We start from the raw sequence: 20,109 nt of genomic DNA, 5'->3' as shown, positions 1-20,109 counted from the left end.
CTCAGTTATTTCGCACGCGGCGAGGTCAGCACGCGCACGGTGTCGCCGTTCTTCACGCGCAAGGCGGCGGCTTCGTCGGCGGTCAGCAGGAACGTGCCGTCTTCGACCGCGCCGGAGGTTGCGCCGCAGCGGAAGTCGTCCAACGACGTGTTCGATACCAGGCTCTTCGCATGGCTTTGCGCGTCGTCGCGCTCGCCGATGCGCACGGTCGCCAGCACGCTTTCGCGCACCGTGCGCAAGTCCGCGATGTGGCATTCGAGCACCGGACCGGCATCGAAAATATCGACGTGGTTCTCGTAACGCAGGCCTTCGGCTTCGAGCATCTTGCGCGCGGGCGCGGTGTCGCGGTGCGTGACGCCGACCGTCTGCTGCGCGGACTCCGGCAGCAAGTCCAGATACACGGGATAGCGCGGCATCAGTTCCGCGAGGAACGACTTCTTGCCGTGCGAGCTTAAGTAATCGGCTTCGTTGAAGTCGATCTGATAGAAGTGCGACCCGACCGCGTTCCAGAACGGCGATTCGCCGTTCTCGTCGAAATGGCCGCGCAACTCCGCGCACAGCCGCTGCGGAAAGCGCTCCCGGAACTGCGCGATAAACATGAACCGCGACCGCGACAGCAACCCGCCCACGCCCGCCGTGCGATAACGCGGGCTCAGGAACAGCGAGCAAACCTCCGAATAGCCCGTGAGATCGTGCGAGATGTTGAGCAGCGACATGCGCGTCCACACGCCCATGTCCTTGCTTGCATGCACGACCGTCGACACGCGATAGTTGTAGAACGGCTGCTCCAGCCCGACTTCCGTTTCGATGCCGCACACGCCCGCGACATCGCCCGTGGCGGTGTCTTCCATCACGAAGAAGTAGCCGGCTTCGAACGGCTCGGCCTCGCCCGCGAGCGTGCGCCGCGCGCGCTCGACACGAGCCGCCAGCGCGGCGCGATCCGGCTTGAACGTGGTGAGCCCCGGGCCCGTTTCCAGCGCCAGCGCGACGAGCGCGTCGACATCTCCCGGCTGCACGCAGCGCACGACGATCATTGCAATTCTCCCGAGGCTTGATGCAGCGGCACGCAACGCACCGTGTCCTTTTCCGCGACGCCGAGCGCGCCGCACGCATCGGCGCTCAACGCCGCGCCGTCCGAGCGCGTGCCCGTCAGGTCCGCGACGATGCAGCGGAACTCGTGCGCCCCGCCCGCCGCGACGAGATACGCCGCGCCTTTCGTGTCCGTGCCTTCGCGCACCGCGCGCAGTTCGCCCGAACTCGCGGATGCGCTCTTGTCCACCGCGAGCGTCAGCACCGGGCCGGCGTCGAAAATATCGACGAAACGGTCCGGCTCGAAGCCTTCTTCGAGATGAATGTCGTAGGCGAGCAGCGTGCTCGCGTTCGGCTCGCCGAGCACGCGCTGCGCCTCGCCGGGCAGAAGCGGCACATAGAGCGGATACGTCGGCATGACTTCGGCAATGAACGTGCGGCTGCGCCCGCCCGACTCCAGTTCGACTTGCTCGAAGTCACGGCCGAAGAACTTCCGGCCGACGGCTTCCCAGAACGGCGACACGCCCGCGTCGTCCGTGACGCCGAGCATCAGCGAGAACACTTCGCTCGAAAAGCGCTTGCGGTTCGCCGCGATGTACATCATGCGGGCGCGCGAAAGAAGATGCGCGGTCGCTTCGCCCTCGGGCGTGCGCAGCGACGGATCGATATAAAAGCCCGTGAGCCGGCTCTTGCCCGTCAGTTCATGCGACATGGTGAGCGCGTGAATCTTGCGGTTCACCTTGAGTTCGCGCGATGCGTGGATCAGCGCGTCGTTGCGAAACGTGTAGAACGGCTCCGAGTAGCCCGCCGACGCGACAATGCTCGACGTGCCGTAGAGCTTGCCCGTGCGCGCGTCTTCCAGCACGAAGAGATAGAACTCCTCGCCCGGGAAATCGACTTCGGCGCGAAACGAATCTTCGGAGAGCGCGACGCGCGTTTCCAGCGCGCGCCGGTCGCGCGGCAACGAGTGCAGCACGGGCGCGGCCGAGCGCGCCATGCGCTCGAGCTCGTCGAGATCGGAGAGTCTTGCCGGACGAACGAATAGCATCGCCGTTTCCTGTAAAGCGGTGATCAACGATGAATCAGCGCGGGACGGCCGTCGCGCCCACGACCTCTTCGATCGCCTTCTCGATGCGCGCGAAGCCTTCGTCGAGATCGGCCATCGGCATGATGAGCGACGGCGCGAAGCGCAGCACGTTCGGCCCGGCGATCAGCATGATGACGCCGTTGGCCGCCGCCGCATTGAGCACGTCTTTCGCGCGATCCTTGTAGGCGTCGGCGAGTTCCGCGCCGATCAAAAGACCGCGGCCGCGAATCTCCTTGAAGAGGCCGAACCGCTCGTTGATGCGCGCAAGATGCGCCTTGATTGCTTCGCTGCGCGCGCCGACGCCTTCGAGCAATTTCGGATCGCTGATCAGTTCGACCACTTTCTCCGCGATGGACGCGCCGAGCGGATTGCCGCCGTATGTCGTGCCGTGAACGCCGACTTTGAAGTGCTGCGCGATGTCATCGGTGGTCAGCATCGCGCCGATGGGAAAGCCGTTGCCGAGCGCCTTCGCGGTCGTGAGAATGTCGGGCGTCACGCCATATTGCATGTACGCGTAGAAGGTGCCCGTGCGGCCGACGCCGGTTTGCACTTCGTCGAAAATCAACAAAGCGCCGTGCTTGTCGCACGCTTCGCGCAGGCCCTTCAGGAACGCGGGATCGGCGGGCAGCACGCCGCCCTCGCCCTGCACCGGCTCCACGATCACCGCGCACGTCTTGTCGCCGATGGCTTCGAGCGCCTGCGCGAGATCGTTATACGGCAGATGGCGGATTCCTTGCGGCTGCGGCCCGAAGCCTTCCGCGTACTTCGGCTGTCCGCCGACGCTCACCGTGAAGAACGTGCGGCCATGAAACGACTGCGTGAACGAGATGATCTCGACCTTCTCGGGACCGAACTTGTCGATGGCATAACGGCGCGCGAGCTTCAACGCCGCTTCGTTCGCCTCGGCGCCCGAGTTCGCGAAGAACGCGCGATCCGCGAAGGTCAGGTCCGTCAGGCGTTTCGCGAGACGCAATACCGGCGCGTTCGTATAGCCGTTGCCGATGTGCCAGAGCTTCTCGCCCTGCTCGTGCAGCACCTTGAGCAGTTCGGGATGCGCGTGGCCCAGCGCCGTCACCGCGATGCCGCCCGCGAAGTCGATGTAATCGCGGCCTTCGGTGTCCCATACGCGCGAGCCGCGGCCTCTGTCCGGCACGAAATTGGCGGGCGAAAACACCGGAACCATTACTTCGTCGAACGTACCGCGATTCACATTGATGTCGGTCATGTGCCACTCCTCTACGGGTTCTTGCTGCAGTCGTATTGCAATGCTTTCGATATTAGGCGCTTGCGTGCGTTCCGTCTTGCGCGTTCGCGACATGCTTTCATGCGCTTTCACGCTACGCTCGAGCGTCGATTCAACGAGCTTCGGGCGGCTCGATCAACGCCCCGCCGCGCGGTTCGTCGAGCGCGCCGCGCTGCTTTTCGATCCAGTTGCGCCGCTCCTCGCGCGGCGTTACGCCGAAGCGGTCGCGATACGCATTGGAAAAATGCGCCGCCGATGAAAACCCACACGCGAGACTGATCTGCACGACGGATTTGCTCGTGCGCTGCAATTGCGTGCGGGCCTTGGTGAGACGCAGATTGAGGTAATACTTCGAGGGCATTGCGCCGAGATACTGACGGAAGAGCCGCTCCAGTTGCCTGCGCGAGATACCGACGAGATTCGCGATGTCATCGGTGGACAGCGGGTCTTCGATATTCGCTTCCATCAGTTGCAGCGCGTCGTTCAGGCGCGGATGCCGCTCGCCCGGCGCGGTGACGAACGGTATGCGCTGCCGCTCGGTGCCCGCGCGCAACGCGCCGACGCCGAGCGAATCCGCGATGCGCTCCGCCAGATCCTGACCGTGATCGCGAGCGATCATCGCGAGCATGAAGTCGATGCTCGCCTGCCCGCCGGCGCACGTCGCGCGGTCGCGGTCGATCTCGAAGATCTGCTGCGAAACAATGGCGCGCTCGAACTGCTCGGTGAACTGCTGATACGTCTCCCAGTTCACGGCCACGCGATATTGCGCCAGTTGTCCGGCCATCGCGAGCCACCAGACGCCGTGATGGATGCCGGAGACGAGCGGCGTGCGCGGCGCGACGCGCGCAAGGCTCGCGAGAAAGAGCCGGTAGTCGGCGAACTGCTGATAGCGTTCGGAGACGACGATGAGCCAGTCGCAATGAACGGCGTCGTTGAAGGCGCAATCGGCGGGAAGCTGCGCGCCGCCCGAAAGCGGCACCGGACGGCCGTCCCACGAACAGATGCGCCAGTCGTAGAGACGATGCCCGTCGATTTCGTTGGCGAGCGTGAGACTGTCGATGATCGGCGCGATGCCGCTCATCGATACCGGCGGGAGCGCCACGATCGCCACTTGCAGCGGCCCGCGCGCCGGGCCCGAAGCGCTCGCCACGTTACTTGAGACTGCCCGACAGGAACTGCTTCAGGCGCTCGCTCTTCGGCGCGCTCAACACCTCGGAGGGCGCGCCTTCTTCTTCCGTGCGTCCCTGATGCAGGAACATGACATGATTCGACACGTTGCGCGCGAAGCCCATCTCGTGCGTCACGACGATCATCGTGCGGCCTTCTTCGGCGAGCCGCTGCATGACCTTGAGCACTTCGCCGACGAGTTCGGGGTCGAGCGCGGACGTAGGTTCGTCGAACAGCATGACGTCCGGATGCATGGCGAGCGCGCGGGCAATCGCGACGCGCTGCTGCTGCCCGCCCGACAGATGCGACGGATACTGCTTTTCCACGCGCGGCGGCAGGCCCACTTTCTCCAGATACTCGCGGGCGCGGTCCTCGGCTTCCTTCTTCGAGATGCCGAGCACGTGAATGGGCGCTTCCATCACGTTCTCGATGGCCGTCATGTGCGACCAGAGATTGAAGTGCTGAAAGACCATCGCGAGCTTCGTGCGCACGCGCTGGAGCTGCTTGTGATCGGCCACTTCGAGATTGCCGTTGCGGTCGGTCTTCGTGCGCACGGCTTCGCCATCCACGACGATCTGCCCCGCGTTCGGCTTCTCCAGAAAGTTGATGCAGCGCAGGAACGTGCTCTTGCCCGAGCCGCTCGCGCCGATGATGCTGATGACATCGCCCGCGCGCGCCGCGAGCGACACGCCCTTCAGCACTTCGTTGTCGCCGTAGCGTTTGTGGATGTCCTCGGCGACGAGCTTCGTCGCGACGTCTTTGGCTTTCGGCTCCAACGCAATCTCCTCGGGTGATGACATGATTCTCCGCACGGCTTGGAATTTTACCGCTCGTCAGGCGCGCGACGGGCTCAGGTACGCGAGCCAGCGGCGCTCCGCGCGTCGAAACGCCGCGACGAGCACGAACGAAATTGCCAGATACAGAAGCGCCGCGATGCCGAACGAGCCGAACGACTCATACGTCGCGGAATTCGCATCGCGGGCGACCTTCAAAATGTCCGGCACCGTCGCCGTGAACGCGACGGTGGTCGCGTGCAGCATCAGGATCACTTCGTTGCTGTACAAAGGCAAGGCGCGGCGCAGCGCGGACGGCAGGATCACACGTCGATACATCGTGAACGTGCCCATGCCGTAGGCGCGCGCGGCTTCGACTTCGCCGTGCGGAATCGCGCGGATCGCGCCGGCGAAGATTTCGGTCGTATAGGCGCAGGTGTTGAGCGCGAATGCGAGCACCGCGCAATTGAAGCCGCTGCGAAAGAACGCTTCGAGCAAGGAATGCGTGCGGACGAACTCCAGGCTGTACATGCCCGTGTAGAGCAGCAGCAGTTGCACGTAGAGCGGCGTGCCGCGAAACACGTACGTGTAGAGCCGCACGGGCGTCGAGAGCCAGCGACGCTTCGAGACCCGCGCGCAGGCGAGCGGCACGGCCGCGCAGAAGCCGATGGCGATCGACGCCGCGAGCAGCCACAGCGTCACGACGAGGCCCGAGGCGCGCATGCCGTCGGAATACAGAAACGGACGCCAGTATTCGGCGAAGATCGACATCATGTTCTCGGTCCTCAAAGATCGGCGTGACGCACGCCCGTCGAATAGCGTTGTTCCAGCGCCATCAGCACGAAGTTCGACGCCGTGGTGATCGCGAGATAGATGAGCGCGGCGATCAGAATGAAGAAGAACATGTTGAACGTGCTCTTGCCCGCGTCCTGCGCCGCCTTGACCACATCCGCGAGGCCGATGATCGACACGAGCGCCGTCGCCTTCACGAGCACTTGCCAGTTGTTGCCGATGCCCGGCAGCGCGAAACGCATCATCTGCGGAAACAGGATGCGGCCGAACACGCGCATGCCGCTCATGCCGTACGCGCTGCCCGCTTCGAGCTGCCCGCGCGGCACCGCGAGAAACGCGCCGCGAAACGTCTCGGTGAAATACGCGCCGTAGATGAAGCCCAGCGTGAGCACGCCCGCCGTAAACGGATCGATATCGAACTGATCCCAGCCGAACGCGTCGGTGACGTGATTGATCGCGATCTGGATGCTGTAGAAGAGCAGCAGCATCAGCACGAGATCGGGCACGGAGCGGATGAGCGTCGTGTACGCGGTCGCGATGCCGCGCAAGAATCCGTGCCGCGAGAGCTTCGCCGACGCGCCGACCAGCCCGAGCAACACCGAGACCGCGAGCGAAAGCAGCGCGAGCGCGAGCGTTTCCTTTGCGCCCGCCCAGAGCAGCGGGCCGAAGCCGTACAGCGACATGAGCGCCTCCTGTTTCGTCTAATGGAGGCGGCGGTCCTGCCGATGCGCGCCTCCCGGATTGGCGCGGATAGTCGCAAGCGAAAAATAATCGCTCAAAGAAGCGGCGTCGGCGTGTTGCGATGCAGCATCCGGTGCGCGGGCGCGGCGCGCGGTTCGTGCGCCCGCGCCGCAACGTCGGCGACGCGCGAAAGCCGTGAAAACCCGCATGGGCGCGTCGTGCGAAATTCGTGCTTTTGCGTCGCTTTTTCGATAGCGGAGGACGGCGCGCCGTCAGCCCGCAGCCACGCCTCGCACGAGCTGCACGACATGGCCGTTGGCGACCGCGATCTCCGGGCTCTCTTGCAGAAGCGGCAGGAAGCGTTCGGCGAAGGCGGGATCGCGCGTCTCGGCGCGGAACATGCCGATGACCGCCTTCGCATGCCCGACGCGCGCATCCGGCGTGGCTTCGTCGTCGTCGAGAACGTCGTCCAGGGCGGCGATCAGCGTCGACAGCGGCGAGAGCCAGCGATACGCGCTGCCGTTGATCACGATCTGCAGGAATTCGCCGGGCGACACCGGCCCGAACTCGGCCTCGTGCGCATGGCGCAGGTGCGCGAGCACCGCGCGATGCAGCGCGAGCAGCGGATGCCGAACATCGCGGAGGAAGGAAACGGCGGTTTGATCGTCCATGAAGGCGTCCGGTTGGGCTTCAGATTGCGTCTTAACGATGAAGGCTCAACGAGCCCGTGTCGCGCCCGCGTAGCGGATGAATTCGGCGGCCGTGAGCGGCGGCGAAAAGAGCCAGCCCTGCCCGAACTGCGCGCCGCGCGCATGCAGATAGGCCGCCTGCTCTTCGCGCTCGATGCCTTCGGCGATCACCTGCACGCCGAGCGTCGCGGCCATCTCGATGATATGCGAAGCGACGCTGCTCGACGCCGCATCCTGTCCGACCGTATCGACGAACGACTTATCGATCTTCAGGCCGTCCACGCGAAACGTCTGCAAGTGCGACAGACTGGAATAGCCGGTGCCGAAGTCGTCCAGATAGACCGCGTGGCCCGCCGCGCGGAACGCGCTGATCACCTCTTTCGCCGCGTCGGCGTCGAGAAAGCCGCGCTCGGTGGCCTCGATGCGGATCTGCTGCGGGCGGATGCCTTGCCGCGCGAGCGCGGGACCGATCACGCCGAGAAAACGATGCGTCGTCAGGTCCGGCGCGGACACGTTCACGGAGATGTAATAGTCGGCGTAGCGTCTGAGAAAGTCGCCCAGTTCCAGCAGAACGGTGTCGAGCACCTGATCGGTGATCGCCTGAATGAGCCCGCGATGCTCGGCGAGCGGAATGAAATGGTCGGGCCGCACGATGCGGTCGTGATGCTTCCAGCGCACCAGCGCTTCGGCGCCGACGCATTGGCGCGTCGCGAGATCGACGATCGGCTGATAAGCGACGATGAACTGGTGGCGGCGCACGGCGTCGCGCAACTGTCCGCGCGGCGAGAGCCTGCGCACGATGACAGCGGCCGCCCAGCCCGCGCACGCCACGCCCGTCGCGATGCCGGCGAGCAGCCACTCCCACGGCAGCGAGCGCGCGCGCGTGCGCCACGTCTCGCGCGGCGTGCTGACGACGACCGCGAGCGGCATCGTCGCCGAGCGGCGCACGGCCACCGACGCGCAATCCAGCAGCGACGGCGAGCTGCGATAGACCGCGAGGACTGCGGACGCATCCGTGGCGGGCGTGCCGGCGATCACGCGCCGCGCTTCGGTGTTGATGACGGCGACATCGCCCGAGCGCCCGATGTTCGCGTCGATGCCGTCGACGTAGAGCGACGGATCGGCGGCAATGTAGACGCCGCCGCGCCCCATCACGAGCGAATCCTTGCCCCCCGGCAGGCGCGCCATGCCGTACCACGCGCTCACGCCGTCGCGAGAACGCCAGTCGGGCGGCGGCAATGCGAGACCGTCCGACGCGCCCGCCGACACCGCGCCGAGCGACGACGAGCATTGCCACCGGCCGTCGCGGTCGTAGGCGCCCGCGTCGCGCAGCGGCGCACGCGTGAGCGCGATGTGTCGCAGCGCCCGAAGATAGCTCGTGGAGCACGGCGCGTCGCTCACCTCGCCGATGTCGCCCAGCGCGCCCGACAGACGCCGCGTCAAGACTTCCGCGCGAACCAGCGCGGCATCGGCGAGCTTGCCGAGCCGCTCGACGCGCGCCTGCCGTTCGCTGCGCGCGGCGAGCGTCAAGGCGATCCCCGCCGGCGCGAGCGCCGCGATCATCACGACGACGATCAGGAGCGCCGCCAGCGCCCCGCGTTGAAGTTTGTTCATTCGTATTGTGGTCGTGCGCTGCAGGGCAGGACGCTCGGGCGCGCTGCCGCGCCGCGTGCGCTGATCGCGCTGACGTGCCTGCGTTGCGACGGCTGCGCGGAAAAGCGGAGAACAGGCCGCCGCACGAGGCGCACGCGCCGGCTCGGTCGACAGGCGCCTTAGTGTAGAGGGCGGCAAGTAGGCGACTCAACGTTTATTTAGCCAGAAAGTGGCGCATTGGGTGGGCTGGCGCACGAGCCGCACGCGATTTATGGTCTTCGCGCGGCGTGCGAAAATCGCGGCTGCAAAGCCCGCCGATGCGGGCTTCTTCGACCGCCACCCGAGAAACCGCCATGACATCGAATCGCGCGCCAGCGCCCATCATTCGCGACGCCGCGTCCGGCGACTTCGACGCCATCGCGCGCATTTATTCGCACTACGTGCTGCACGCGCTGGCGACGTTCGAGGAAGCGCCGCCGACGGCCGACGAGATGCGCGCGCGTCACGCGACGGCGGTCGCGGCGGGCCTGCCCTATCTCGTCGCGGAACTCGACGGCGAGGTGGCCGGTTACGCGTATGCCTCGACGTATCGCGCGCGCTCGGCGTACCGGCATACGATCGAAGATTCCGTCTATGTCGCCGACGGCTTCGGCGGACGCGGCATCGGGCTCGCGCTGCTTTCGGCGCTCGTCGAGCGATGCGAGCGCGGCCCCTGGCGGCAGATGATCGCGGTGATCGGCAACAGCGGCAACGCCGGGTCCATCGCGCTGCATGCGCGGCTCGGGTTCGAGCATGTCGGCGTGTTGCGCGACGTCGGCTTCAAGTTCGGCCGATGGGTCGATACCGTGCTCATGCAGCGCGCGCTTCGCGCCTCGGCCTGAATCCCATTCGTTCTCGCAGAACCTTCCCGCCTTGCCTACCTATACGCTCGCCTCTCCCGTCAGCGCCGAAATCGACGTGCGCAAGAGCCGCTTCATCGCGCTCGCCATTCCGGTTTCCAACCGGGACGCCGCCATGCAGGAACTCGACCGCCTGCGCGCCGAGCATCCGACGGCCACGCACGTGTGCTGGGCGCTGTTCGCGGGCGGCCAGTCGGGCATGTCCGACGATGGCGAGCCGTCCGGCACGGCGGGCCGCCCGATTCTCGAAGTCCTTCGGCATCACGAAGTGGACGGCGTGCTGGCGGCGGTCGTGCGCTACTACGGCGGCATCAAGCTGGGCGCGGGCGGACTCGTGCGCGCGTACACCGACGCGATTGCCACCGCGATGCAGTCGGCCGAGCGCATCGAGCGTATCGAGCGCGGCCTGCTCGCCATCGAGATCGACTACGCCGACGAAGCGCGTGTGCGCCGCTGGATCGAGCAGCACGAAGCCGAACTGGTCGACAGCGCGTACGGCATGACGGTGCGCCTCGTCGTGCGCATGGCCGCCGCCGCGCGCGGACCAGCGGCCGCCGAACTGCGCGATCTCACGCACGGACGGGCGAACGTCGAGGTGCACACGTGAGCGAGCCGCGCGTCTTCGCGATGACCGTCGCGCCGCGCGGCGATGTCGTCGAAGTGCAGCCGGGCGAGTCCCTGCTCGAAGCTGCTTGGCGCGCGGGGCTGTCGCTGCCCCGCTCGTGCCGCAACGGAACCTGCCGCACGTGCATGTGCAAGCTCGAATCGGGCGACGTGGACTATCGCATCGACTGGCCGGGGCTCACGGCGGAGGAGAAGGCGGACGGCTGGATCCTGCCGTGCGTGGCGCTCGCGCGTTCGGACGTGATCATTCATCAGCCGGACGCGGAGCCGCGCGAGCCGGAAGACCGTGCGCGTCGTACGCGCGGCTTCTGAGCGAACACGAAGGCCGGGTTATTCAGGATTTGTCGTCTCGATTCAACGACCTACGATGTGATTCCGAGCCGCGCCGCACAGATTCTCGTGTAAAGAGGATGCAGCGCGCCTCTCAGAAAGTGTACAATTGCGCTTTGCCCCAAATTCTGGCAGGGCCAGATCAACCGAGATTTCAATGACTAAAGTACTGTTGAAAGAGAATGAGCCTTTCGACGTCGCCATGCGACGTTTTCGTCGTACCGTCGAACGCACGGGCCTGATTCAAGAACTCAAGTCGCGCATGGCGTACGAAAAGCCGACGACTGAGCGCAAGCGCAAGAAAGCTGCTGCTGTCGCTCGTCTTCGCAAGCAGATCCGCCGCGCGCAATTGCCGAAGAAGTTTTATTGATCGCTGCGCGCAGCCATCGACGGTGGGCGTGACGCCCTCGTCCTTCGCAATGCGTGGTGGGTGGGCGGTCCGAGTTCGAACGGGTCGCGGTTTCGCGGAAGCGGTAGTGAAAACGCCGGACGCGAAAGCTCGCTGATAGCACGTCTAGCGCGTGCGCCCGGTCGGATGACGGCCGAAGGATTCGCAAAAAAAGCCTGCATGAGTTGTTGCTCATGCAGGCTTTTCGTGTTTGGAGCGGTCGTTCAGGGTAAGGCGAGCCGACAACGAACGCACTCGCCTAGCGACGGAACAGGAGCATAGAGAGTTTGACGATGGACGGATAACAAGCAACGCAACTGCCGTGTTCCGACGCGTCGAGGAAGAAATACTGGATTGGCGCTTGCGCCACTTGGACAACGTCTCCAAGCGGCTTGATACGGCGGCCGCCGGAAACGCGATTTTGAATTCTGGTTGCGGGGGTAGGATTTGAACCTACGACCTTCGGGTTATGAGCCCGACGAGCTGCCAGACTGCTCCACCCCGCGTCTGGAGAATTAGATTATAGACTGAACCGCCTGGCGTCGTCAAACGGTGTTTTCGCTCAAGACGCCGAAACCGGCGTCATGCGCTCGCCATCGGTGCTGGCACCCGCCCCCGATGCGCGATGATGCGCCCGCGACAGTCTGCCGAGCAGCGGCAACAGCACGAGCGCGATCGCGGCCCCGCCCGTCGCCAGCCAGCCGAGCGACACGAAAAGATGCGTGTACATCGGCAACGACTGCAGCGGATCGAGATGGCCCGGCGGCATACGGGCGAAGTTCGCCACGACGGTGCCGAGATACTGCGACACCCCTGTCGCCACGAAATACGCGCCCATCATGAAGCCGCTCATGCGGGCCGGCACGTAGCGCGCGATCATCGCGAGGCCGAGTCCCGACACCAGCAATTCACCCAGCGAATAGAGGCCGTAGCCCGCCACCATGAACCACGACGAAACGCGGCCCTCCACTGCGTAGCGTCCGCTCAGGCCGAACACGAAAAAGCCCACCGCGACCACCACGAAACCGAACGCATATTTCGCGGCCACCGACACGTCGCGGCCGCGCCGCGCGAGCCCCGCATAAGCGACGGCGAGCAGCGGACTCAGAATCATGATCCAGATCGGGTTCAGCGCCTGGAACTGCGCCGCGCTCCACGTGAAGAGACGCACGCCGGCAACCGAGAAAGCAGGATCGACATTGCGCAGCGCGAACAGCGTGAGCGACGTCGACATCTGCTGATAGAAGACGAAAAACAGGATGACTTGCAGCGTCAGGATGAGCGCCGCCCAAAGGCCGGCCCGCTCGCCGCGGTCGCAGCGCGCCAGCATATAGCCGAAGATCGCGAGAATGCCGAGCGCGGCGGCCCAGACGCAAACTCTCGCCACCGTCTGATGCTGGAGGATGAACACCGTCGCCGCCGCGAGCACGACACCGCCGGCCGCGACCGCGATGAAGCGGCCCCAGCGCATCGGATGATCGTCCGGTGCAGAGCCCACATGCGCAAGCGTGCGGCGCATCAGCGCGAAATTCAGGAGGCCGAGCACCATGCCGCCGCAGCACACGGCGAACGCCGCGTGCCAGCCCCAGTGGTCCTTGATCCACGGCGTCGCGAGCATCGAGAAAGTCGATCCGATATTCACCGCCATGTAATAGATGGTGAAGGCACTGTCGATGCGCGCTTCGTCGCCTTCGTAGATGCGGCGCACGAGATTCGCCGCGTTCGACTTGAAGAGCCCGTTGCCCACCACGATCACGCCGAGCGACGCATACATGAAGCCGAGCGCGTCGTACGGCAGCGCGAGCATGAAGTAACCGAGCGACAGCACGATCGCGCCGAAGGTCATCGTGCGGCGGGCGCCGAGCACCTTGTCGCCGATCCAGCCGCCGATCGACGGCGCCGAGAACACGAGCGCGGAAAATGCGCCCCATGTGAGATTGGCGTAATCGTCGGCGAAACCGACTTTGTCGATCATGAACAGGACGAGCAGCGCGGCCATGCCGTAATAACCGAAACGCTCCCACATTTCGATCAGAAAGACGGTCGCAAACGCGCGCGTCTGCGACACGGCGGGCGATTGATTATTCATGGGGAAATTCCTTCAACCACAGAAGCGGTACAACGCCTTCGAAAATGCGTGGAGATTGAAACGAACTCGTCCTGAAAAGGACGATGACTGTGCAAAAGCACGTGATTATCGCTTATCGCTGCCAAAGGAGGCGTGGATAAGCCGCAACGACTTATTCCGAATCAAGGCGCGGAGCCTTCAACGTGCGATTGGAGAAAATCGCGAAAAGAAAAATGACAAACGTCCGGGTGCGCGGACGACCCGTTCTCAGGCCGCCGGACGGCGCACCAGCGCGAGCATCACGCCGAAGCCGATCATCAGCGCGCCGCTGACGCGATTGAACCACCTGAAACCGCGAGCTCCGCGCGAAAGCGAACCGAGTCGTGCGCCGAGCGCCGCGTAAATGACGATCGCGACAAGCTCGAACAGCAGGAATATCGCGCCGAGAATCGCAAAGCTCGCCGCATACGCGCTGCGGTCGACGAATTGCGGGAAGAAGGCGGTGAAGACGAGAATCGCTTTGGGATTGCCGGCCGCGACGAGAAACTCCTGCTTCGTAAGCCGCGCGAGTCCGGCAGCGCCCGCGCCCTCCTCGCCCGTGATGGTTTGCGGTCCCGAGCGGATGAGCTTGATGCCGATCCACACGAGGTAAGCCGCGCCCACGAGCTTGATCGCCGTGAAAAGCGTCTCGGACGCGAGCAGCAACGCGCCCAGTCCCAAGCCGGCAATCGCGATCATGACGGCGAACGCGGCGAGCCGTCCGAACGACGCAAGCACCGACACGCGCACGCCCCGACGCGCGCCGTTCGAAAGCGAAAGCATGTTGTTCGGCCCGAACGCCATGTTGATGGCGAAACACGCGGGCACGAACAGCGAGAACGTCTGAATCGACATGGGACACCCTTCGAGGCGAGCAACCGGATCCCGCCAAATTACCAGATTCAGAAGCGGTGGCGAATGCCCGTGGTGAACATCAACTGATTGCGGCCGCTCGACGGGTCGTTCGTGTTGATGACAGCGGGCGCGTACGACGACGCGCGCTGATAGATGGACTCGATATACACGTCCGTGCGCTTGCCCAACAGGTAGTCCACCTGCAACGCGCCTTCGTGCCAGTGCGCGCCGCCGCCGTTCGTGTACACGTACATGCCGGCGAGCAGGATCGCGGGCGTCAGCTTGTAGATGCCGTTGATCTCGTAGTTATTGAGCGCGAGCGATGGCAGCGCGGCGCCGGTATCTGCGTCGTTCACGCCGGAATTGATCGAGCGGGAGAACGCGCCGGCAAGCTGGAAGTCGCCGATGCCGTAGCTCATCGCAACGCCGAAGGTGTTCTGCCGCTGCACGTTGGCCGCGATGACGGCGCCCGGCGCGTTGCCGGGGAGCGCGAGCGCGTCGTACGCGCCGCCGGTCGTGTTCCCGCGTCCGTCGTTGTGCAGATAGGCCGCCCCGGCGCTGAACGAATCGAGCGTGTAGTTGGCGCCGATGCTGTACGCGCGGTTATTCGCGAACCCGCCCGCCGCATTCGAGAACGCGTAGAGGCCGCCGAAGCTGAAGCCGCCGTACGTCGCGCTCGTGTATTTGACGGAGTTGGCCGCGAGAAACGAGTTGTTCGCGTTGTCGTTGTCGAGCACATGCGCGAAGGCCGTGCCGCCAGTGCCGCCCGTCAGCGTGAAGGGCGCGAAATAGTCGTGGATGGAGTCGTACTGACGGCCGAACGTGAGGGTGCCGAGCGCGTCGGTGCCGAGGCCGACGTACATCGGGTGATCGTTGAGGCCCTGCCCCGTCGACACCGCGTAGCCGCGCTCGAGCCGGAAGATCGCCCGCGCGCCGCCGCCCAGATCTTCGCTGCCTTGCAGCCCCCAATAACTGCCGTCGATGGTGCCGGTCGTCAGCCGGTACTGCGAATGCCCGCCGACATTGCTGACATACGCGAGGCCGGCGTCCAGCTCGCCGTAGAGCTGCACCGAGCTTTGCGCCCATGCGGCGCCCGGCACGCCGATGAATCCGATGCACGCCGCGAGCACCGCCGCGAACTTCGGGCGGGCGGCTGCGGGAGAAACTGCGCGCCGGGCACGCCTGACGGACGGCGCGACATTGCGTGCGGTTAGACGGATTGGCATAGAAGAACTCCAGATCGTTTCGCGGCTGACGATTGTCGATTCTGCAGCCCATCTTGTCAGGTAAAAAAACGCTCGGCGCACGGGTGTGACCCATTACCAACGGATGACCGGAAGCCCCTTCCCAATTCGGCGTTTCGGCGCTATTGAGGCGAGCGCCGCTAGAATCGGAAGACATCGACTCCTTCCAAGCCACCGGATCTCTCCATGCCACAGACCACTCTCGCGATCGTTACCGGCCACACGCGCGGCCTCGGCGCGGCGCTCGCCGACGCCTTGCTCTCGCGCGACGCCGAGATTCTCGCGATCTCGCGCAAGCGCAATGCGGCCCTTGCGGCGCGCTATCCCGGCCGGCTGCACGAAGCCGAGCTGGATCTCGCCGATCTGTCCGCGCTCGGCGCGTGGCTCTCGGACGGCGCGCTCGGCCGCTTTCTGGCGCGCGCCGATCGCGTGCTGCTCGTCAACAATGCGGGGATGCTCGCGCCGGTCGGGCCGCTCGCCGATCAGGATGCGGGTGCGGTCGCGCGTGCCGTCAGCGTGAACGTCGCGGCTCCGCTGATGCTCGCCGCTGCCTTCGCCGCCGCGAGCGCGCAGGCGCCGGACCGGCGCGTCGCCCATATTTCGAGCGGCGCGGCGCGCAACGCGTATCCCGGCTGGAGCATCTACTGCGCGACGAAGGCCGCGCTCGATCACCACGCGCGCGCGGTCGCGCTCGACGACAATCGCGGCTTGCGCATTTGCAGCGTCGCGCCGGGCGTCGTCGATACGGACATGCAAGCCGAGATTCGCGGCACCGCGCTCGAGCGTTTCCCGCTGCGGGAGCGCTTCGACACACTGAAGCGCGAGGGCCAGCTCGCGACGCCCGAGCAGTCGGCAAGCAAGCTCGTCGATTTTCTGCTGAGCGATGCCTTCGGCAGCTCGCCGACCGCCGATATCCGCGAACTCGGCTGACCGTCAGGGCGTCAGGCCGCTGACACCGCGCACGCAGGCGCGTCGGCGACGGCGAGCGCCTCACGCGACAGCCGGTCCGCGTGCGCGTTGCGGGCGCGCGGAATCCATTGCAGGCGGACTTCGCCGATCTGCGCGATGAGCGCCCGCACGCGCGCCGCGTGATCCGCCAACGAGCGGATGCCGCCCGCTTCACTGCCTCCAACGTCGTCGATCACGACGCGGCTGTCGCCATAGATCGTCAGATTGGCGGCGCCTTCGCGCTGCGCCGCTTCGAGAAGCGCGGTCAGCGCGAGATACTCGGCCAGGCTGCTGTCTCCCTGCCCGGCCGTCGCGCTGATTTGCAGCGTGCGGCCATCCGGACTTTTAAGCACCGCGCCTATGCCGATGCGCCCCGGATTCGGCAGCGCGGAACCGTCGAACCAGCCTGTCCACGCGCTCGCATCGTCCGGTCGCGGGTCGGATGCGCGCGGCTGCGGCGGACGGTCTGCACGCGCCAGCCTGCGCAGGCGCAGCGCGTCGGCGGCTCTCGCGTGCGCGGCGCGCCGTGCATCGACCAATTCTTTCAAGGACTGCGTGCCCGCTGCCTTCGTCAGCGTCTTCACGAGCGCCGCGTGCTCGGAAAGGGCCGCGCTTTTCACGAGCCGGCGGCTTTTCAGACGTTCCTTCTTGTAGGCGACGGCGAGCAGTTCCTCGAACTCGATCATGGGGGGCACGAAGGATGAACGAGCCCGCAGCTTAGCAGAACGCAGCAGGCACACGGGCACAGGCGTTGCTCATGCGGAGTAGTCCGATAGCGAACGACGCAGCGAACCGGGCACCGATGAAGAGTCAGCGAGACACACGCCTGGGCATCAGGGAAACGTCAAGGAGCAGATCATGAACCGACCGATGGGAGAATCGTCCGGTGGTGCAACGATCATCGGCAAGGGCGCCGCGACGGCCGCGGGTCCGGGCCCCGACGTCATGGCGGCGAGCACGCTGGATGGCAACGCAGTGCTGAGCAGCGACGGACACGACGTCGGCTCGCTCAAGGAAATCATGCTGGATGTGACGAGCGGCCGCGTGGCGTATGCGGTGCTGTCGAGTGGCGGCTTTCTCGGCATCGGCGACAAGCTGCTGGCCGTGCCCTGGAGCGCGCTGACGCTCGACACCGACAACCGCTGCTTTCGCCTCGCCGCGACGGCCGACCAAGTGCGCAATTCGCCGGGATTCGACAAGGACGCGTGGCCGTCGATGGCCGATCCCGTCTGGGCGAGCTCGGTGCATCAGCACTATGGCCGCGAGCCGTACTGGTCGAGCGGGTCCAGCGGCCCCGGCGCGCCGAGCACAAACGACGTCAGCGGCACCGGCGCGATTCCGCCCGGAGGCGTCGACGCGCCGGAAGCCGGCGGCGTCAAGCTGTAGCGAGGCGCGCGGAGCGGCAATCAGTCGAGCGGACGCTCGCCGAGCGGCAAGTCGACGTCTTGCGCGTCGTCGCCCATGAGCACGCGCAGGACGTCGGTTGCGAACTCTTCCACCGCGAAATGCCATTCGAGCGAGCCAACGGGGAAGTCGTTCGGGCTGCACTTGCCCTGAGCGCGACGAATCGCGCCGACGGACAGACTCAGCGCGCGCGCGTGCTGGAAGTGCGGATCGTTTGAATCGAGAAACGGCAATTGATCTTTATCCATGACACCCTTCTGGCCCCGGCCGCTGACACATAACAACGATATCGGCCGGAACCGGAAATTCTTTAGTACCGGCTTTGATTAAATGCTTGCCGCCCGCCCTGCGGCGAGAACGTGCGGAGAAAACGCTTATGCAGCCCTATCGGAACGTCGCCGGCAATTCCGGCGTGTCGGCTTACGAAATCCTGCCCGATGGCATTCGCGTGCGCTTTGCCGACGGACGGACCTATCTCTACAACTACCGCGAGTCGGGCCGCACGCACGTCGAGCAAATGAAACGGCGTGCCCGCGCCGGTCGCGGCCTCTGCAGCTACATTTCGCAGACCCACGTTTCGTACGCCGACAAAGACGAGCGAAGAGACGCTTGACGGCGCGGATGCGCCCGAGATTCTGCCTCAACGCCCCGATGGCAGATGTGGCACCGTTTCGTTGCTGGTCGCGGCGAGCTGGTGCATTTGCCGTTGCAGCTTGTTCAATTGCGCCTGAGCCGCCACGCGCCGCACTTCCAGTTGCGCGAGATCCTTGCGAACCTCCTGTTGCCTGAGCGCAACCTCCTGGTCCTGCGTACTGCCGCGCTGGAGATCCACGCGGGAACGTTCGACCTGCGCCTCCGACTCGGCAATCAGCCGTGCGAACTGCTCGTTTTGCGCCTGCAAGTGCGCGCGCCGCATTTCTGCTTCCGCGAGCCGCACGGCCTGCTCGACGAAATGCCGGAATGCGGGCTCGGCGGCGTCGATATCGCCCGCTTTCAGCACGCGCCATACGGCGTCCTCGTGATAGAGCACGGCATAGTAAGTGAGATCGCGCGGATAGAAAAGCAGGCTCGCACTATACGCGAAACTTTGAAATGTCCGGAAAACGGCGAGCGTGGATTGCTGAATCAGCCACTCCACTTCCGCAATCTGCGCCGCCTGCAGACCGTGCCCGGCGAACGGCGCCGACGCGCCTGTCGGTCGCAGCGGCGTGACGCGGGTGGCGGTTTGCGGCGCGGCGGGTTCGGATTCGTCGGACGGCTCCGGTGCGTCGGGCTTGCTTTGCGCAGCGAAGCGGACCGGAGCGCTCCCCTTCTGACGGAGAAGGAACGAGGGCGCGTTATCGAGTAATGTGCCGCGTCTGCTCAGCAGGCTTTTCACGATGACTCCAAAGTTGACTTACGGCTGCGTTTTTGACGTTCCTTGATGAATCCAGGTGCCTTTATGCGCGTCGCATATTCTGAATATTCGCGCTGATTATTCTGGATGACGAACAAGCGGCCACGAAAATCGAACGAACTATCGGCTGATGAAACCCAGTATAGGCGAGCGATTTTCAGATGCAATCGAACTCATGCAGCAAACTAAATCGCCGGCATATCAACGGTAAAACCGTAAGTGACCCGGCCTTTCGTTTCGCGGGCACAGATAATTACATGTGCCGGTAGACGGCCTGCATTCCGCTGATGCGCAGATTGGCGAGTTGCGCTGATCGCGCTTTCGACATGAGCGCCACCATCCGCATGATGCGAATGCCCTGAATGCCGCACGCGATGCCCGGCGTATCGGCTAGCCGCGATTCGAGACTCTTCATCCGCCCGTAGAGATTGACGATCGGCTCGGCCGGCGTTCCCGCTCTGATCGCGTAGTTCGCGTCGCCGTTCGTCACGACGGGCGCGCACAGCCGGTCGGGGCCGGCCTGACCGTCGACGAACGAATCCGCGAGAATCTCGGGCGCTTCGAAATGCAAGCGCCCTTCGTTGCGATCCCGAAAATATTCATACACCGCCTCCAGATGCGCGGTGGAAGTTTGCTCGATGCGCCGCGCCGTTGCCGCGCACCGATGCAGTTTCCAGTTCTCTTGCTGACTCACGGCCGCAATCAAATCGGCGATGCGCAATCTCAATTCTGCTTCACGTTTCTGGATGAGTGCGTCAAGCATTTTCGCTTCGTCGCTATTGCGATCGGGCAGGCTTTCGCTCCATGCCAATAAATCGTTCAGTGTGATCGACATGAAACACTCCGGTTGCATTGGGCCC

At 65.0% G+C, this 20,109-nt stretch carries 23 protein-coding genes and 1 tRNA gene; 7 read left to right on the top strand and 17 right to left on the bottom strand.

The window, feature by feature from the left end:
• Positions 1-5 precede the first annotated feature (5 nt).
• The 9 genes from astA to NCR35_RS06760 form a co-directional block, all read right to left on the bottom strand.
• Complete coding sequence (astA, locus tag NCR35_RS06800) at positions 6-1,034, bottom strand: arginine N-succinyltransferase (protein ID WP_250533756.1); 1,029 nt, start codon at positions 1,032-1,034, stop codon at positions 6-8.
• Positions 1,031-2,077, bottom strand: a complete 1,047-nt coding sequence (aruF, locus tag NCR35_RS06795) for an arginine/ornithine succinyltransferase subunit alpha (RefSeq protein WP_250533755.1) — start codon at positions 2,075-2,077, stop codon at positions 1,031-1,033. The genes astA and aruF overlap by 4 nt, the downstream gene beginning before the upstream one ends.
• A gap of 34 nt (positions 2,078-2,111) precedes the next feature.
• Complete coding sequence (locus tag NCR35_RS06790; RefSeq protein WP_250533753.1) at positions 2,112-3,341, bottom strand: aspartate aminotransferase family protein; 1,230 nt, start codon at positions 3,339-3,341, stop codon at positions 2,112-2,114.
• 130 nt (positions 3,342-3,471) lie between these two features.
• On the bottom strand, positions 3,472-4,440 hold the full coding sequence (locus NCR35_RS06785) for a GlxA family transcriptional regulator (RefSeq protein WP_250533924.1): 969 nt from the start codon (positions 4,438-4,440) through the stop codon (positions 3,472-3,474).
• Between the two features lie 70 nt (positions 4,441-4,510).
• Complete coding sequence (locus NCR35_RS06780; RefSeq protein WP_175940039.1) at positions 4,511-5,326, bottom strand: ABC transporter ATP-binding protein; 816 nt, start codon at positions 5,324-5,326, stop codon at positions 4,511-4,513.
• A gap of 33 nt (positions 5,327-5,359) precedes the next feature.
• A complete protein-coding gene (locus NCR35_RS06775) occupies positions 5,360-6,073 on the bottom strand; it encodes an ABC transporter permease (RefSeq protein ID WP_250533752.1) in 714 nt (237 codons plus the stop codon).
• An 11-nt stretch (positions 6,074-6,084) separates the two neighbouring features.
• Complete coding sequence (locus tag NCR35_RS06770) at positions 6,085-6,774, bottom strand: ABC transporter permease (RefSeq protein WP_244848409.1); 690 nt, start codon at positions 6,772-6,774, stop codon at positions 6,085-6,087.
• A gap of 270 nt (positions 6,775-7,044) precedes the next feature.
• Complete coding sequence (locus tag NCR35_RS06765) at positions 7,045-7,443, bottom strand: hypothetical protein (RefSeq protein WP_250533751.1); 399 nt, start codon at positions 7,441-7,443, stop codon at positions 7,045-7,047.
• Between the two features lie 45 nt (positions 7,444-7,488).
• Positions 7,489-9,075 (bottom strand): EAL domain-containing protein, encoded by a 1,587-nt coding sequence (locus NCR35_RS06760; RefSeq protein WP_250533750.1) that lies wholly within the window; start codon positions 9,073-9,075, stop codon positions 7,489-7,491.
• Between the two features lie 332 nt (positions 9,076-9,407).
• Here NCR35_RS06760 and NCR35_RS06755 point away from each other — a divergent pair, with 332 nt between their 5' ends.
• From NCR35_RS06755 to rpsU, 4 genes are all read left to right on the top strand, one after another.
• Positions 9,408-9,935, top strand: coding sequence for a GNAT family N-acetyltransferase (locus NCR35_RS06755; protein ID WP_244848406.1), 528 nt, complete (start codon positions 9,408-9,410; stop codon positions 9,933-9,935).
• Positions 9,936-9,966: 31 nt separating this feature from the next.
• Positions 9,967-10,560, top strand: a complete 594-nt coding sequence (locus NCR35_RS06750) for an IMPACT family protein (RefSeq protein WP_250533749.1) — start codon at positions 9,967-9,969, stop codon at positions 10,558-10,560.
• Entirely contained in the window at positions 10,557-10,889 is a 333-nt protein-coding gene (locus NCR35_RS06745) for a 2Fe-2S iron-sulfur cluster-binding protein (protein ID WP_502801655.1), read from the top strand. Before NCR35_RS06750 ends, NCR35_RS06745 begins: the two co-directional genes overlap by 4 nt.
• A gap of 175 nt (positions 10,890-11,064) precedes the next feature.
• Positions 11,065-11,277 (top strand): 30S ribosomal protein S21, encoded by a 213-nt coding sequence (gene rpsU, locus NCR35_RS06740; protein ID WP_006999077.1) that lies wholly within the window; start codon positions 11,065-11,067, stop codon positions 11,275-11,277.
• A 447-nt stretch (positions 11,278-11,724) separates the two neighbouring features.
• Here rpsU and NCR35_RS06735 read toward each other — a convergent pair.
• The 4 genes from NCR35_RS06735 to NCR35_RS06720 all read right to left on the bottom strand — a co-directional run bounded on the left by NCR35_RS06735 (position 11,725) and on the right by NCR35_RS06720 (position 15,483).
• Positions 11,725-11,801, bottom strand: a tRNA-Met gene (locus NCR35_RS06735).
• A gap of 56 nt (positions 11,802-11,857) precedes the next feature.
• Complete coding sequence (locus tag NCR35_RS06730) at positions 11,858-13,384, bottom strand: peptide MFS transporter (RefSeq protein WP_250533748.1); 1,527 nt, start codon at positions 13,382-13,384, stop codon at positions 11,858-11,860.
• Between the two features lie 246 nt (positions 13,385-13,630).
• Positions 13,631-14,257 (bottom strand): LysE family translocator, encoded by a 627-nt coding sequence (locus NCR35_RS06725; RefSeq protein ID WP_250533746.1) that lies wholly within the window; start codon positions 14,255-14,257, stop codon positions 13,631-13,633.
• Positions 14,258-14,304: 47 nt separating this feature from the next.
• Positions 14,305-15,483: a porin gene (locus tag NCR35_RS06720; protein WP_250533745.1), complete on the bottom strand. Its 1,179-nt coding sequence runs from the start codon at positions 15,481-15,483 to the stop codon at positions 14,305-14,307.
• Between the two features lie 204 nt (positions 15,484-15,687).
• Between NCR35_RS06720 and NCR35_RS06715 the strand changes: the two genes are divergently transcribed.
• Positions 15,688-16,431, top strand: coding sequence for an SDR family oxidoreductase (locus tag NCR35_RS06715; protein ID WP_250533744.1), 744 nt, complete (start codon positions 15,688-15,690; stop codon positions 16,429-16,431).
• A gap of 11 nt (positions 16,432-16,442) precedes the next feature.
• Here NCR35_RS06715 and NCR35_RS06710 read toward each other — a convergent pair whose 3' ends face one another.
• Positions 16,443-17,135, bottom strand: a complete 693-nt coding sequence (locus tag NCR35_RS06710; protein WP_250533743.1) for a ribonuclease HI family protein — start codon at positions 17,133-17,135, stop codon at positions 16,443-16,445.
• Positions 17,136-17,307: 172 nt separating this feature from the next.
• Here NCR35_RS06710 and NCR35_RS06705 point away from each other — a divergent pair, with 172 nt between their 5' ends.
• Positions 17,308-17,835 carry a PRC-barrel domain-containing protein gene (locus NCR35_RS06705; RefSeq protein WP_244848399.1) on the top strand — a complete coding sequence of 176 codons (528 nt, stop codon included), beginning with the start codon at positions 17,308-17,310 and terminating at the stop codon, positions 17,833-17,835.
• A 20-nt stretch (positions 17,836-17,855) separates the two neighbouring features.
• Here NCR35_RS06705 and NCR35_RS06700 read toward each other — a convergent pair whose 3' ends face one another.
• Positions 17,856-18,101, bottom strand: a complete 246-nt coding sequence (locus NCR35_RS06700) for a hypothetical protein (protein ID WP_175940026.1) — start codon at positions 18,099-18,101, stop codon at positions 17,856-17,858.
• Between the two features lie 86 nt (positions 18,102-18,187).
• Between NCR35_RS06700 and NCR35_RS06695 the strand changes: the two genes are divergently transcribed.
• Positions 18,188-18,466, top strand: coding sequence for a hypothetical protein (locus NCR35_RS06695; protein WP_350029187.1), 279 nt, complete (start codon positions 18,188-18,190; stop codon positions 18,464-18,466).
• 27 nt (positions 18,467-18,493) lie between these two features.
• On the opposite strand, the gene NCR35_RS06690 is transcribed toward NCR35_RS06695, so the two are convergent.
• Both NCR35_RS06690 and NCR35_RS06685 read right to left on the bottom strand, forming a co-directional pair.
• Positions 18,494-19,231 (bottom strand): DUF2968 domain-containing protein, encoded by a 738-nt coding sequence (locus NCR35_RS06690; protein WP_250533742.1) that lies wholly within the window; start codon positions 19,229-19,231, stop codon positions 18,494-18,496.
• 271 nt (positions 19,232-19,502) lie between these two features.
• Positions 19,503-20,084: a hypothetical protein gene (locus NCR35_RS06685; protein ID WP_250533741.1), complete on the bottom strand. Its 582-nt coding sequence runs from the start codon at positions 20,082-20,084 to the stop codon at positions 19,503-19,505.
• Positions 20,085-20,109 lie beyond the last annotated feature (25 nt).

The sequence above is a fragment of the Caballeronia sp. AZ10_KS36 genome (assembly GCF_023631105.1).
In the GTDB taxonomy this organism is placed as follows: Bacteria; Pseudomonadota; Gammaproteobacteria; order Burkholderiales; family Burkholderiaceae; genus Caballeronia.
This window is presented reverse-complemented; position numbering and strand designations above follow the sequence as displayed.